We start from the raw sequence: 14,404 nt of genomic DNA on the forward strand, positions 1-14,404 counted from the left end.
GACAGTCGGCGAGCCGATCTGTGGACGGGGACGGCGCCTGTGGACGCGGGGTCCCGGACCGTCGGCGGGCGGGGTCAGCCTCCGGCCCGTGACACGCGGATCAGGTCAGCCGGGGGCCGTCGGGCAGCTCCAGGTCGGGCTTGTCCAGCTCCTCGACGTTGACGTCCTTGAACGTCAGCACCCGGACGTTGCGCACGAAACGGGCCGGCCGGTACATGTCCCAGACCCAGGCGTCGGAGAGCTTGAGCTCGAAGTAGACCTCGCCGCCGGCCTCCCGGACCTGCAGGTCGACGGAGTTCGCCAGGTAGAAGCGCCGCTCGGTCTCCACCACGTAGGTGAACTGCCGGACGATGTCCCGGTACTCGCGATAGAGCTGCAGCTCCATCTCGGTCTCGTACTTCTCCAGGTCCTCGGTGCTCATCGCGGCTCTCCGGACACAGGGCGCATGACCCCATCATCGACCATCGCGCCGGAGCCGGTCAGCTGGACTCCCCGGCCGGCGTGCGCGTCGCGGGCCCGGACCACGTTGACGAAGCGCTTCCGGTGCTCCGGGCAGGGCCCGTACCGCTGCAGGGCGGCATCGTGAGCGGCGGTGCTGTACCCCTTGTGGACGGCGAAGTCGTACTCCGGCCAGCACTCGTGCAGGTCCAGCATGATCCGGTCCCGCGTGACCTTGGCCAGCACCGATGCCGCCGCCACGCACGCCGCCACCCGGTCGCCCTTCCACACCGCGAGGGTCGGGCAGGCCAGCCCCGGGACGGGGAAGCCGTCGGTCAGCACGTAGTCGGCGCCGGGGTCGAGGGCCCACACCGCGCGGCGCAGCGCCTCGATGTTGGTCACGTGCATGCCCCGGGCGTCGAGGTCGGCGACCGGCAGGACGACCACGGACCACGCCTCGGCGCGCTCGACGACCTCCTCGTAGACCCGCTCGCGGGTCGCGGCGGTCAGCAGCTTGGAGTCCGCGAGGCCGGGGACCCTCCCCCGGCGGCCGGCCGGCAGCACGCAGGCGGCGGCGACGAGCGGACCGGCGCAGGCCCCGCGACCGGCCTCGTCGGCGCCGGCGACCGCGGAGAACCCGCGGCGGCGCAGGGAGCGCTCCATGTCCCAGAGGGCGTCGGGCCGGTCGTCGGCGGACGTGGCCGCGCGGCCGGGGTGCCGCGGCCCGGGAGGAGCGGGGGTGGTACGGACAGCCATCGCGGTCCGACACTACGACGCCCGCGGGCGACCGCGGGCGGCCCGTCGCCGGGCAGGGAGGCCAGGGGCCGGCCCCCGGGGTCAGAGGGGGCCGGCCCGTGGACGGTCGGCCGCCGGAGCGGCCGGGGATGCCGGGCGGACCGCCGAGGAGGCGGACGGTCCGCCAGGCCACCCTGCTGGGCCCGGGCCCCGTCCCGGGTCCCGCCCCGAGCACGCGAGGGGTGGGGAGGACGGGGCCCTCTGTCAGGCCTCGGCCGGAGCCAGGGCGTGAGCGCCGCAGGTGCAGGCCGCGGGGGTGCGGGAGGACAGCACCAGGGAGACCGCGTGCGCCCGGTCGCGGGCACCCAGCTTGCGCAGGATGGCCTTGACGTGGGACTTGACGGTGTCCTCGCTGATGAACAGGTTGCGGCCGATCTGCCGGTTCGACTGACCCTGGATCAGCTCGTCGAGGACGTCGGACTCGCGGCGGGTCAGCGGCACCTCGGGGGTGAACGGCTTGGCGGCGGGCGCCGCCGACGGCTCCACCCGGCGGATCTGCGGGTCGACGACGGTGCGGCCGGCGCGGGCGGCCAGGATGGCCCAGCCGAGCAGCGTCGGCGAGGTGTTGATCATCAGGTAGCCGCGGACGCCGGCGGCCAGCGCCTCGTTGACCACAGCGGGGTCCTCGGAGGTGCCCAGGGCCACGATCGTCACCCGGGGGTACCGGCGGCGCAGGTCCCGGCAGGCGTTGAGGGTCGCGGCGCGGCCCGAGCCCAGCTCCACGACCACCGCGTCGGGGCGGGCGGTCTCGACCAGCGTGAGGGCGCGGCGCAGTTCGCCCGGAGTCCCGACCGACTGCATGCCGGCGGTCTCGTTGACCATGCTCACCAGCCCACGGCGCAGGACGGGGGCGTCGGCGAGGATGAGCACGCGGGTGACGCCGCGGGCGGCGCTCGCCATGGGTGCGGACACAATCGGCTCCGTTTCACACGTTCGGGGAACTTCTCACGATCTCCATCGGACGGGTGAGACGAGTGCTTGAACGCTTTTCCAACATTTTCCGGAAGAATTTCGGAACGCCCTCCGGAGTGGTGTCGGGTCACACGGGAAACGCGGAAATGGCGACCCGTCGCATTCATGTCGACATGGCGACGCCATTCCGCGGGAGGGACCCGGGAAAGGACTCGACCCGCACGCCCCGGGGAACCGGGAGGTGCGGGTCGAGGAGGAGCGCCCGTCGGTCAGCCGCTGCGGGACCGGCGTCGGCGCCGTCTCCAGGCGGTGAGCGGCACGGCGCCGACGAGGCCCATGGCGTACGGCGTGGCGACCGCCGCGGCACCGGAGACCGGCACGCCGGCCGCCTCGGTGCCCTGGATGTCCGGTGACCCGAGCGTGCCGAATCGGTCGATCGGCCAGACGATCAGCGCGGCCCTGCCGACGACGTCGTCCACGGCGACCGTGCCCGACCACTCGTCGCCGATGTGCGCCTTGGAGTCGGCCGACGCCGAACGGTGGTCGCCCATGACCCACAGCCGGCCCTCGGGGACGGTGACCGGCCCGAACGCCCGGCTCTCCAGGGGGGTGTTCTCGAAGACGTAGGGCTCGTCGAGCGGTTGGCCGTCCACGGTGACCAGGCCATCGGCGTCGCAGCACTGCACCGTCTGGCCACCGGTGGCGATGACCCGCTTGACGAAGTCGTCCTCGCTCGGCGGTGCCACCCCGATGGCGCGACCGAGCCACAGCAGGCCGCTGGAGAGCCAGTTGCCCGGCTCGGCGACGTCCACCTCGGGCGACCAGCTCTCCGGTCCCTCGAACACGACGATGTCGCCGGGCTCGGGCGCACCGAACCAGTAGGGCACCTTGTTGACCAGGACGCGGTCGCCGGTGCAGCCGGGGCAGCCGTGCAGGGTCCGCTCCATCGAGCCCGACGGGATGAAGAACGCCTGCACGAGGAAGGTCTTGACCAGCAGTGCGAGGACGAAGGCGATCAGCAGGAGCACCGGCAGCTCCCGCAGCAGCGAGCCCTTCTTCGCCTCCGTCTCGCGGCGGCGCTCGCGGCGGCCCGGAGCGGAGCCCAGGGACCCGGTGTCGGCGGTGGACCCGGTCGCCCGGGGGTCCTCCCCCTCCGGAACGACGTCGGCGGGCCTCCCGGGCCGGTCACTGCTCATCGGAGCCAGCGTACGGCCGCGGGGGACCCGCCGCGGTCAGGCCGGAGCGGCCTGCGTCGTGTCAGCGTGCAGCGTCAGCGCGAGACGGTCTCGCGCTTCTCCTTGATCTTGGCGGCCTTGCCGCGCAGCTCGCGCAGGTAGTACAGCTTGGCGCGACGCACGTCACCGCGGGTGAGCACCTCGATCTTCTCGACGACCGGGGTGTGCACCGGGAAGGTGCGCTCGACACCGACGCCGAAGCTGACCTTGCGGACGGTGAAGGTCTCGCGGATGCCCCCGCCCTGACGGCGGATGACCACACCCTGGAAGACCTGGATGCGGGACCGGTTGCCCTCGATGACGCGCACGTGCACCTTCACGGTGTCACCCGGGCGGAACTCGGGGATGTCGTCGCGCAGCGAGTCGGCGTCGAGTACGTCCAGGGTGTTCATCGCGGCAGTCCTGTCCTAGCGGTCGTGTCGTTGCGGTGCGGACAGCAGGCTCCCCCGGCTGTCAGATCCGGGGAGCTGCGCTCCGGGAGGAGCTCGGCGTCGACGGGGCGATGCGTCCGCAGCAGCTCTCTACTGTGCCACATCTTCAGCCGACGAAGCGCGGCGGCCCTGTCCACGGGCCCGCGGACAGCTCCGCCAGCAGGTGGGCGAGCTCGCGCGGCGCGAAGGTCTCGGCGCTGGCGGCGACCTCCTCGGCGCTCCACCACCGGTGCGGCTCGGCGCCGAGCAGCTCCAGCTCCGTGCGTCCGCTCGCGTCCACCTCGTGCACCACGTCCCGCAGCACGAAGAAGGTCTCCCGGGAGTCGATCTGCACGCCGGCGAACGGGCCGACGTGCCGGCGCAACCACACCGGTCCCTCGAGCCGCCCGGGGTCCACGACCAGGCCGATCTCCTCGGCGAGCTCCCGGGCGGCGGCCTCCCGCACGCCCTCCCCCGGCTCCACGCCGCCGCCGGGCGTGTACCAGAACAGCACGTCGCCGGGCGGTACGGCGGGGTCGGTGAGCCGTGCGCCGAGCAGCAGCACCCGCCCGGACGGGTCCAGGACGACGACCCGCGCGGTCGGCCGCACGACCGGTCGCCCGGCCACCCCGTGGGCGGTCACTCGCCGAACAGGGCGCGGTCGGCGTCGGTGAGCGCGCCCTCGGGCAATGCCGCCAGCAGGTCCGGACGCCGGGCCGCCGTCCGCCGCAGGGACTCCGCGCGCCGCCACCGGGCGATCGCGGCGTGGTCGCCGGAGAGCAGCACCGCCGGGACGTCGTGGCCCCGCCAGGACGCCGGGCGGGTGTAGGAGGGTCCCTCGAGCAGGCCGTCGGCGTGCGAGTCGTACTCGACGGACTCCCGGTTGCCCACGACGCCGGGCACCAGCCGGGTCACGGCCTCGACCATGACCAGCACCGCGGACTCGCCGCCGGCCAGCACGTAGTCCCCGATCGAGACCTCCGACACCGGTCCGGCCGCCGCGGCCCAGTCGGCGACCCGCTGGTCGATCCCCTCGTAGCGACCGCAGGCGAACACCAGGCCGGGCTCGGTGGCCCACTCGGCGGCCAGGGCCTGGGTGAAGGGGCGGCCGGCGGGGGTCGGCACGACCAGGCGGGTACCCGGCGGGCGGACGGCCTCGAGTGCCCGGGCCCACGGCTCGGGCTTCATCACCATGCCCGGGCCGCCGCCGTAGGGGGCGTCGTCGACGGTGCGGTGGACGTCGTCGGTCCACTGCCGCAGGTCGTGCACGCCGACGCTGACCAGGCCGCGCTCGGCGGCCTTGCCCAGCAGCGACTGCCGCAGGGGCGCGAGGTACTCGGGGAAGATCGTGACCACGTCCACCCGGAACGGGGTGCTCGGCACTCCCGGTCCGCTCCCGCCCGACGGAGCCGGCTCGGTCACAGAGCCGCTCACAGGTCGAGCAGCCCCTCGGGCGGGTCGATCACGAGGAACCCGCCGGCGAGGTCGACGGTCGGGACGATCGCCGTCACGAAGGGGACGAGCAGCTGTCCGCCCTCGACCCGGCGGACGACGAGCAGGTCGGCGCCCTCATGGCGGACGGCGTCCACCGTGCCCAGCTCGGTGCCGTCGGGCAGGCGGGCGGTCAGGCCCACCAGCTGGTGGTCGTAGAAGACGTCGGGGTCGTCGAGCGCCGGCAGCTCGGCGACGGGCACGTGCAGCTCGGTGTTGCGCAGCGCCTCGGCCGCCTCGCGGCTCTCGACGCCCTCGATCGCCAGCAGGAGGACCTCGCGGTGCCAGCGGAGGCCGGCGATCGTGAGCGGCCCGCGCTCGGCGGGGTCGGTGCGCAGGACCGCGCCGGGGGCGAACCGGAGGTCGGGGTCGTCGGTGCGGACCTCGACGGTCACCTCACCACGGACACCGTGGGGCCGGCCGATGCGGCCGACCACCACGGTGTCGGTGGGGTCGTGCGGTTCTGCGCTCACGGGGTGGTGCTCAGGAGGAGGCGCTCAGCGCCCGTCGGTGTCGACGACGTCGACCCGCAGGCCGCGGCCTCCGACACCGGTCATCACCGTGCGCAGCGCCTTGGCGGTGCGGCCCCCGCGACCGATGACCTTGCCGAGGTCGTCGGGGTGCACCCGGACCTCGAGGGTCTTGCCGCGTCGGTTGGTGAGCAGGTCGACCGTGACGTCGTCGGGGTGGTCGACGATGCCCTTGACCAGGTGCTCGAGCGCCTCTTCCAGCACGTGTCTACTCGGCGGGCGTCTCGGCGGGGGCGTCGCTCGCCGCCGCGTCGTCGGCCTTGGGAGCGGCCTTCTTCCTCGGGGTGGTGGCGCCGGCGGCCGGCTCCTCACCGGAGGCGCGGACGGCCTCCTCGTAGAGGGCCTTCTTGTCCGGCTTCGGGGCGGCGACCTTCATGGGCGGCGGAGCGGCCTCGCCCTTGAACTTCTGCCAGTCACCGGTGACCCGGAAGATGGCCGCGACCGGCTCGGTCGGCTGCGCGCCGACGCCCAGCCAGTACTGCGCCCGCTCGGAGTCGACCTCGATGAAGGAGGGCTCCTCCTTCGGGTGGTACTTGCCGATCGTCTCGATGACGCGGCCCTCGCGCTTGGTGCGGGAGTCGGCGACGACGATGCGGTAGTACGGCGCGCGCATCTTGCCCAGGCGCATGAGCTTGATCTTGGTGGCCACGGTGTGTGGTGTTCTCCTCGAACGCAGGTCGTGTGCCCGCCCGGAGCGACGCGTGGGGGTACGCCGGGGGCGGTGCGGCTGGACACGGCCGGCAACGGTGAGAGGGCCGCCCACCGCCGTGTTCGACCGACCATTGTGCCAGAAGGCGCGTCGGCGCCGTCCGGCCGTCCGGTGGCCCCGGTGAGGACCTCGTCCCTGCCACCGCTCGCACGCTCGGGGTGAGCCTCTGGACGGGGCCGTGGACGGAGGCTTCAGCTGCGGACGGCGGCGAGCACGCGGGCGGCGACCTCGCCGACGGGCACCTCCTCGCGCTCCCCCGTCGCCCGGTCGCGCACCTCGATCACGCCCTCGGCCAGCCCGCGGCCCACGGTGACGATCGTCGGCATCCCGAGCAGCTCGGCGTCCTTGAACTTGACCCCCGGCGAGACCTTGGGCCGGTCGTCGTAGAGCACGGTGAGCCCGGCGGCGACCAGCTCCTGGGCCAGGGACTCGGCGGCCTCGAAGATCGCGGCGTCCTTGCCGGTGGCGACGACGTGCACGTCGGCCGGGGCGACCTCCCGCGGCCAGACCAGGCCCAGCTCGTCGTGGGTGGACTCGGCGATCGCGGCCACGGCCCGGGAGACGCCGATGCCGTAGGAGCCCATGGTCACCGTGACGAGCTTGCCGTTCTCGTCGAGCACCTTGAGGTCGAGCGCCTCGGCGTACTTGCGGCCCAGCTGGAAGATGTGGCCCATCTCCACGCCGCGGGCCAGCTCCAGCGGGCCGGAGCCGTCGGGCGCCGGGTCACCGGGCAGCACCTCGGCGGCCTCGATGACGCCGTCCCAGGTGAAGTCCCGGCCGGCGACCAGGTCGAAGACGTGCTTGCCCGGCTCGTTGGCCCCGGTGATCCAGCGGGTGCCGGGGACCACCCGCGGGTCGACGAGGTAGCGGATGCCCGACCCGCTGTCCGCACCCAGCACCTGCGGGCCGATGTAGCCCTTGACCAGCTCCGGGTGCCGCTCGAAGTCGGTGAACGGCTCCACCTCGGCGGGCGAGACCTGGGCCTCGAGCCGCTTGGTGTCGACCTCGCGGTCGCCGGGGATGCCGACGACCAGCGGCTCGCGGGTGCCGTCGGGGTGGGCCAGCGTGACGACGACGTTCTTCAGCGTCGAGGCGGCCGTGTACCCCTCACCGGGGAACAGCTGCTGCGCGGCCGCGACCAGCGTCTCGATGGTGGGGGTGTCGGGGGTGTCCTCGACGTGGGCCGCTGGCAGCCCCTCGATCGGGACCTCGTCGGGGACGACGGTGGTCACCGCCTCGACGTTCGCCGCGTACCCACCGGCCGAGCGGACGAAGGTGTCCTCGCCGATCGGGGTCGGGTGCAGGAACTCCTCGCTCCTGGACCCGCCCATGGCCCCCGACATCGCCGAGACGATGACGTACTCCAGGCCCAGCCGGTCGAAGATCCGGATGTAGGCGTCGCGGTGGGCGGCGTAGCTCTTGTCCAGCCCGGCGTCGTCGACGTCGAAGGAGTAGCTGTCCTTCATCGTGAACTCGCGGCCGCGGAACAGCCCGGCCCGGGGACGCGCCTCGTCCCGGTACTTGGTCTGGATCTGGTACAGCGAGAGCGGCAGGTCCTTGTAGGAGCCGTAGAGGTCCTTCACCAGGAGCGTGAACATCTCCTCGTGGGTGGGACCGAGCAGGTAGTCACCGCCCCGCCGGTCCTTCAGCCGGAAGAGGTTGTCGCCGTACTCGGTCCAGCGGTTGGTGGCCTCGTAGGGCTCGCGCGGCAGCAACGCCGGGAAGTGCACCTCCTGCGCGCCCATCCGGTCCATCTCCTCGCGGACGACGCGCTCGACGTTGCGGAAGACGCGGTACCCCAGCGGCAGCCAGGTGAAGCCGCCCGGCGCGGCCCGCCGGATGTACCCGGCCCGCACCAGCAGGCGGTGGCTGGGGACCTCGGCGTCGGCCGGGTCGTCGCGCAGGGTGCGCAGGAACAGGGTGGACATCCGCAGGAGCACGGGACTGATCCTCGCAGGCAGTCGGTGTCGGCTGCGCGGGAGTTCCCGGCGTCCTGGCTCACCTCCGCGGCTCCGGGGTCACGCCCGGTGGTGAGCCTGGCCCGGCGATGACCAGCTCAGCTGATCATCGGCGGGCCCTCAACCCACCACCCGGCCGCGCAGGACGACGTGCCGGGGGCTGGCCAGGGTGTCGAGGTCGGCGCGCGGGTCGGCGTCGTAGACGACGACGTCGGCCGGCGCCCCTTCCTCGATGCACGGCAGCCCGAGCCACGAGCGGGCCGACCACGAGGCGGCGGCCAGCGCCGCCTCGGCCGGGACTCCGGCCGCGTGCAGCGCGCGGACCTCGTCGGCGATCCGGCCGTGGTCGATGCCGCCCCCGGCGTCGGTGCCGGCGAACACCGGCACCCCGGCCTCGAACGCCGCCCGGACGACGGCGCCCGAGGACGCGTGCAGCCGCCGCATGGTGCTCGCGTAGGAGGGGAACTTCTTCTCCCCCGCGGCCGCGAAACCGGGGAAGTTCTCCACGTTCACCAGGGTCGGGACGACGGCGGTGCCCCGGCCGGCCATCTGCCCGATGAGCTCCTCGGTCAGGCCGGTGCCGTGCTCGATGCAGTCGATGCCCGCGCCGATGAGGTCGGGCAGCGCGTCGGTGCCGAAGGTGTGGGCGGTGACCCGGGCGCCCTCCTCGTGGGCGGCGGTGATCGCGGCGGCGACGACGTCGGCCGGCCACTCGGGCGCGAGGTCGCCCACGCCGCGGTCGATCCAGTCCCCCACCAGCTTCACCCAGCCGTCGCCGCGGCGGGCCTGCGCGCGCACCTCCGCGACGAGGGCGTCCGGCTCGATCTCGGTGGCCAGGCCGGGGATGTAGCGGCGGGGGCGGGCGATGTGCCGGCCGGCGCGGACGATCGTCGGCAGGTCCGGCTCGTCGTCCAGGGCGCGGGTGTCGACCGGTGAACCGCAGTCGCGCAGCGCCAGGACACCCGCGTCGCGCTCGGCGAGGGCCTGCGAGCGCAGGCCCTCGAGGTCCTCGACGTGCACGCCGCCGCGGCCGATGCCCACGTGGCAGTGCGCGTCGACCAGGCCGGGCACCAGCCAGCCGCCGCGGCTGACCGTCTCGGCGCCGGGCACCGGCTCGAACGTGACGCGGCCGTCCCGGACCCACAGGTCGCGGTGCTCCCCCTCCGGCAGCACGACACCGGAGAGGTGCAGGGACGGCCCGCTCACCGGGAGCCGCGAGCCGACGCCGTCGGGAGCACTGCGGTGAGCACCGCCGACCGAGGAGCGGACCGAGGGCGGCGGCGAGCCCGTGTCACCGCCGCTCGTCCCCGGGCCGGTTGAAGTCCAGCTTGGTGAGGTCGGGGAGCCCCTGCCCCGGCGGCAGCCCGGGCATGCCCCCGGGCAGTCCGCCGCCCGGGAACCCGGCGCCGCCGAAGGGGTTGCCCGCCCCCGGCGGCAGGGCCGGTGCGCCCATGGGCCGGCGGGCGGGGCCGCCGCCCTTCTTGGCGGCGCCGCCCTTCCCCTTGCCCTTCCCCTTCCCCTTCTTTGACTGGGCCTGCATCTGCCGCCCGCGGGCCTTCTTCGACATGGGACCCATGCCGGGCAGACCCATGCTGCCGGCCATCTGCCCCATCATCTTCTGCGCCTGGGCGAAGCGCTCCAGCAGCTGGTTGACCTCGGTGACGGTGACGCCCGAGCCGTTCGCGATGCGCACCCGCCGCGACGAGTTGATGATCTTGGAGTTGACCCGCTCCTCGGGCGTCATCGAGCGGATGATCGCCGCGGTGCGGTCCAGGTCGCGGTCGTCGACCTGCTTGAGCTGCTCCTTCATCGCCCCGGCGCCGGGCAGCATCCCGAGCAGGTTGGCGATCGGGCCCATCTTGCGGATGGCCATCATCTGCTCGAGGAAGTCCTCGAGCGTGAAGCCCTCGCGGCTGACGAGCTTGCCGGCCATCTTCTCGGCCTGGTCGGCGTCGAAGGCCTGCTCGGCCTGCTCGATGAGGGTGAGCACGTCGCCCATCCCGAGGATGCGCGAGGCCATGCGCTCGGGGTGGAAGACGTCGAAGTCGGTGAGCTTCTCGCCGGTGGAGGCGAACATGATCGGCTGCCCGGTCACGTAGCGGACCGAGAGCGCCGCACCACCGCGCGCGTCACCGTCGAGCTTGGTGAGGACGACGCCGGTGAAGCCCACGCCGTCGCGGAAGGCCTCGGCGGTCGTGACGGCGTCCTGACCGATCATCGCGTCGACGACGAACAGCGTCTCGTCGGGCTCGACGACGTCGCGGATGCCCGCGGCCTGCGCCATCAGCTCGGCGTCGATGCCCAGCCGGCCGGCGGTGTCGACCACGACGACGTCGTGCATCGTGCGCCGGGCGTGGTCGATGGAGTCGGCGGCGACGCGGATGGGGTCGCCGACGCCGTTGCCGGGCTCGGGCGCGTAGACGTCGACCCCCGCCTGCCCGGCGACGATCGAGAGCTGGTTGACCGCGTTCGGGCGCTGCAGGTCGGCGGCCACCAGCAGCGGGGTGTGGCCCTGCGCCTTGAGCCAGCGGCCCAGCTTGCCGGCCAGGGTCGTCTTACCGGCACCCTGCAGACCGGCGAGCATGATCACGGTGGGCGACTGCTTGGCGTAGCGCAGCCGCCGGGTCTCCCCGCCGAGGATCTCGACGAGCTCCTCGTTGACGATCTTGATGACCTGCTGCGCGGGGTTGAGCGCCTGGGACACCTCGGCCCCGCGCGCCCGCTCCTTGACGGCGTTGATGAAGGTCCGCACCACCGGCAGCGCGACGTCGGCCTCGAGCAGCGCGATGCGGATCTCGCGCGCGGTCGCGTCGATGTCGGCGTCGGTGAGCCGGCCCTTGCCGCGCAGGCCGCTGAAGACCTTGTCCAGGCGGTCGGAGAGGGTCTCGAACACAGCACGTCCTCGCAGAAGTCGCGGGCGCGGCCGGCCGGTCGCTCCGACCGGCTGCTCGGCCTCCGGCGTCCGGGTAACCCGGGGCCGTCGCGCCACCTCCCGACCAGCCTAACGAGCCGGCGGCCGATGCCGGTCCCCTGCAGGGTCCGCCGTGACCCTGGTGACGTGCCGGAGCGGCCACCCTCCAGGGTCCCGCCGGCCCCGTCCCGGGCCCGGCGAAGGGTGGAGAGGACGGGGTCCCGCCACGAGGCGCGGAGGGAGGGGTGGTCCCGTGTCAGGCCGCGCGGCGTGCGGGCGTGGTCACGACGGCCGCCGGTGCGGCCGTGAACACCGCCGTCCCGCAGTCGGCGCAGGCCCACTCGGGGCACTCGCCGCCGTCGTCGGTGTGCCCGTCCACGCACGGCGGCTGGAGGAACTCGCGGTCCCCGTCGCACGAGGGGCAGGCCCAGACCCTGCCCTCGGCTGCGGCGACCTCGAAGGACGTGCCGGTCATGCGGGTTGCCTCCCTGCGGTCGTCGACGGGACCGTTCCGTCCCGCTCCCTCGACGGTGGCACGGGGGTACGACAGGACCGCGGACCTCAGCCCGGCGTGTCCCCCGGGCCGGCCACCGCATCGGGCACCGCACCGCGGACGGCGGCGGCCAGCGCGGCCTCCACCCGGGCCCGCTGCTCGGTGCCGATCGGCTCCCCGGAGGGGTTGGCGACGTAGAAGTGGTCGGCGGCGTCGGCGCCCAGGGTCTCGATCCGCGCCGAGGTGACGTCGAGGCCCTCGGTCACCAGTGCCGCGGTCAGCCGGTAGAGCAGCCCGGCCCGGTCCCCCGCGCGCACCTCGACGATGCCGGTCGCGTCGCCGGTCACCTCGCCGTTGTGCCAGGCCACCCGCGGCGGCGTCCCCCGGGCGGCGTCCTGGCGGTAGTCGGCCTCCCGCTGCCGCAGTCGCTCGGCCAGCGGCAGGGTGCCCTCGAGGGCCGCCCGCACGGCGTCGGCCAGGATCGAGGCCACCGGCGCCCGCCCGAACCGCGGCCGGACGGCGAAGACGGCGGTGGCCCGCTCGCCGACGACGTTCACCTTGGCGGCGCGCACGTCGAGCTGGTTGAGCGCCAGGACCCCCGCGAGCTGGCTGAACAGGCCGTGCCGGTCGGGGGCGACGATCGTCACCTGCTGGCCGTCGGCGACGTCCTCCACCCCGACGGAGATGCCGGTGGCGGCGTCGGTGCTCGCCTGCGGCTCCCCCGGGTGCAGCACCGGCTCCGGCTCGGGGACCGGGGTGCCGCCCAGCCGCGCCTGCACGCGGGCGACGAGCGCGGCGACCAGGTGGGCCTTCCACGGCGACCACGCCGAGGAGCTGGTCGCGGCGCCGTCGGCCTGGGCCAGGGCGTGCAGCAGCTGCAGCAGCGCGGGGTCGTGCCCGATGGTCGCGGCGACCCGGCCGACGGTGGCGGGGTCGTCGATGTCGCGCCGGGTCGCGGTGTCGGGGAGCAGCAGGTGGTGACGCACCATCGCGGCCAGCGTGGCGACGTCGACCTCGGAGAAGCCCATCCGGGTGGCGATGCGCGCCGCGATCGGCTCGCCGACCTCGCTGTGGTCGCCGGGCCAGCCCTTGCCGATGTCGTGCAGCAGAGCGCCGACCAGCAGCAGGTCGGGCCGGTCCACGTCCCGGGTCAGCTCCGCGGCGGCCGCGGCCGCCTCCACCAGGTGCCGGTCGACGGTGAAGCGGTGCCAGGGGTGGCGCTGCGGCAGCGAGCGGATCCGGTCCCACTCCGGCAGCAGCCGGGACAGCAGCCCCTCCTGGTCCAGCTGCTCGAGGACCCCGACCGCGGAGCGTCCGCTGGCCAGCAGCCGGAGGAACGACCAGCGCACCTCCGCCGGCCACGGCTCGGGCACCGGCGGGGCGTGCACCGCGAGCACCTTGAGGGTGTACGGCGACAGCAGCAGGTCCGCGCGCGCGGCGGCGGCCGCGCCGCGCAGCACCAGGCCGGGATCGGCGGCCGGGTGGGCGTCGCGGGCGAGCACCACCTCGTCGCCCTGCCGGACGACGCCCTCGGCCAGCGGCTCGCGGCGCACCCGCCGGTACCGGCCGCGGGGACGGCGGACGAGCGCGGCCTCCACCCGCCGCCAGGTCTCGTCGGCGACGAACGCCAGCCTGCGCCCGGCCAGGCTCACCTCGCGCAGCAGGGCGTCCTCGTCGGGCAGGCCGAGCGCCACGGCCACCGGACGCTGCTCCTGCCGGACCAGCACGTCGCTCGGCCGGCCCGTGCGCCGGCGCAGCTCGTCGCGGACGTCGAGCAGGAACGCGTAGGCCTCCTCGACCTCGGCGGTGGGCTCGTCGGCCAGCTGGGCGGCGGCGACCGCGCGCAGCACCTGCCCCTCCCGCAGCCCGCCGTAGGCCTCCTTGAGGTCGGGCTCGAGGAGGAAGGCCAGCTCCCCGACCTGCCGGGCGCGGCCACGGCGCAGGTCGCGCAGCTGCGGCAGCAGCCGGGACGACGACTGCCGCCAGCTGCTGAGGGTGGCGGCGCGCAGCGTGGCGGCGAGTCCGGCGTCCCCGGCGACGAAGCGGACGTCGAGCAGCCCGAGCCCGGCCTTGACGTCGGTGGAGGCCACGCCGACGGCTTCGGCGACCGTCCGCACCGAGTGGTCCAGGCGCAGCCCGGCGTCCCAGATCGGGTACCACACCGCGTCGGCGAGGGCGGCGATCTCCGGGCGCCCCTCGTGCACGAGGACGAGGTCGAGGTCCCCCTGCGGCGGGAGCTCCCGGCGGCCCAGGCTGCCGACGGCCAGCAGCGCGACGCCGTCCGTCCCGGTGCGTGGGGGCGGCCCGCCGCGACGCGGCCGGGGCGGCGGGGTGCCCGCGACCGCCTCGTCGAGCAAGCCGGTGAGCCAGGCGTCGAGCACCTCGATGCGCTCGGCCCGCGGCAGTGCGGGCAGCGACCCGGTGTCCAGCACGTCTCCCCCTCGCCTCTCCTGCGCTGTCCCTGGAACGGCGTCGGCCGGGGTGGCAGGCAACCCCACCACCCCGGCCGACGGTGTCGCGTC

Annotated in this window: 15 protein-coding genes; all 15 read right to left on the minus strand. The window is 74.5% G+C overall.

Features of this window, described 5'->3' with window-relative positions; translation table 11 throughout:
* Positions 1 to 100: 100 nt before the first annotated feature.
* Positions 101 to 421: a DUF2469 domain-containing protein gene (locus ACWIX3_RS23065; protein ID WP_012949990.1), complete on the minus strand. Its 321-nt coding sequence runs from the start codon at positions 419 to 421 to the stop codon at positions 101 to 103.
* Positions 418 to 1,194: a ribonuclease HII gene (locus tag ACWIX3_RS23070; protein WP_448609679.1), complete on the minus strand. Its 777-nt coding sequence runs from the start codon at positions 1,192 to 1,194 to the stop codon at positions 418 to 420. Before ACWIX3_RS23070 ends, ACWIX3_RS23065 begins: the two co-directional genes overlap by 4 nt.
* Before the next feature lie 243 nt (positions 1,195 to 1,437).
* Positions 1,438 to 2,145, minus strand: coding sequence for a LuxR C-terminal-related transcriptional regulator (locus ACWIX3_RS23075; RefSeq protein WP_448609680.1), 708 nt, complete (start codon positions 2,143 to 2,145; stop codon positions 1,438 to 1,440).
* A 269-nt stretch (positions 2,146 to 2,414) separates the two neighbouring features.
* Positions 2,415 to 3,341: a signal peptidase I gene (gene lepB / locus ACWIX3_RS23080; protein WP_448609681.1), complete on the minus strand. Its 927-nt coding sequence runs from the start codon at positions 3,339 to 3,341 to the stop codon at positions 2,415 to 2,417.
* Between the two features lie 74 nt (positions 3,342 to 3,415).
* Positions 3,416 to 3,772, minus strand: coding sequence for a 50S ribosomal protein L19 (gene rplS, locus ACWIX3_RS23085; protein ID WP_012949994.1), 357 nt, complete (start codon positions 3,770 to 3,772; stop codon positions 3,416 to 3,418).
* Positions 3,773 to 3,917: 145 nt separating this feature from the next.
* The gene (locus tag ACWIX3_RS23090) at positions 3,918 to 4,418 is read right to left on the minus strand and encodes an NUDIX domain-containing protein (RefSeq protein WP_448609682.1); all 501 of its coding nucleotides are present in this window, start codon (positions 4,416 to 4,418) and stop codon (positions 3,918 to 3,920) included.
* Between the two features lie 11 nt (positions 4,419 to 4,429).
* Complete coding sequence (gene trmD / locus ACWIX3_RS23095) at positions 4,430 to 5,173, minus strand: tRNA (guanosine(37)-N1)-methyltransferase TrmD (RefSeq protein WP_448609683.1); 744 nt, start codon at positions 5,171 to 5,173, stop codon at positions 4,430 to 4,432.
* A 47-nt stretch (positions 5,174 to 5,220) separates the two neighbouring features.
* Positions 5,221 to 5,754: a ribosome maturation factor RimM gene (gene rimM / locus ACWIX3_RS23100; RefSeq protein ID WP_448609684.1), complete on the minus strand. Its 534-nt coding sequence runs from the start codon at positions 5,752 to 5,754 to the stop codon at positions 5,221 to 5,223.
* A gap of 24 nt (positions 5,755 to 5,778) precedes the next feature.
* Positions 5,779 to 6,015, minus strand: a complete 237-nt coding sequence (locus ACWIX3_RS23105) for an RNA-binding protein (protein ID WP_448609685.1) — start codon at positions 6,013 to 6,015, stop codon at positions 5,779 to 5,781.
* A gap of 4 nt (positions 6,016 to 6,019) precedes the next feature.
* The gene (gene rpsP, locus ACWIX3_RS23110) at positions 6,020 to 6,460 is read right to left on the minus strand and encodes a 30S ribosomal protein S16 (RefSeq protein WP_091212391.1); all 441 of its coding nucleotides are present in this window, start codon (positions 6,458 to 6,460) and stop codon (positions 6,020 to 6,022) included.
* Between the two features lie 251 nt (positions 6,461 to 6,711).
* Positions 6,712 to 8,448, minus strand: a complete 1,737-nt coding sequence (locus ACWIX3_RS23115; RefSeq protein WP_448609686.1) for a proline--tRNA ligase — start codon at positions 8,446 to 8,448, stop codon at positions 6,712 to 6,714.
* 150 nt (positions 8,449 to 8,598) lie between these two features.
* Positions 8,599 to 9,684 carry an amidohydrolase family protein gene (locus ACWIX3_RS23120; RefSeq protein WP_448609687.1) on the minus strand — a complete coding sequence of 362 codons (1,086 nt, stop codon included), beginning with the start codon at positions 9,682 to 9,684 and terminating at the stop codon, positions 8,599 to 8,601.
* Positions 9,685 to 9,769: 85 nt separating this feature from the next.
* Positions 9,770 to 11,371, minus strand: coding sequence for a signal recognition particle protein (gene ffh, locus ACWIX3_RS23125; RefSeq protein ID WP_448609688.1), 1,602 nt, complete (start codon positions 11,369 to 11,371; stop codon positions 9,770 to 9,772).
* Between the two features lie 274 nt (positions 11,372 to 11,645).
* Positions 11,646 to 11,864 (minus strand): hypothetical protein, encoded by a 219-nt coding sequence (locus ACWIX3_RS23130; RefSeq protein WP_448609689.1) that lies wholly within the window; start codon positions 11,862 to 11,864, stop codon positions 11,646 to 11,648.
* 86 nt (positions 11,865 to 11,950) lie between these two features.
* Positions 11,951 to 14,314, minus strand: coding sequence for a [protein-PII] uridylyltransferase (locus ACWIX3_RS23135; RefSeq protein ID WP_448609690.1), 2,364 nt, complete (start codon positions 14,312 to 14,314; stop codon positions 11,951 to 11,953).
* Positions 14,315 to 14,404 lie beyond the last annotated feature (90 nt).

The sequence above is a fragment of the Geodermatophilus sp. URMC 60 genome (genome assembly GCF_053502585.1).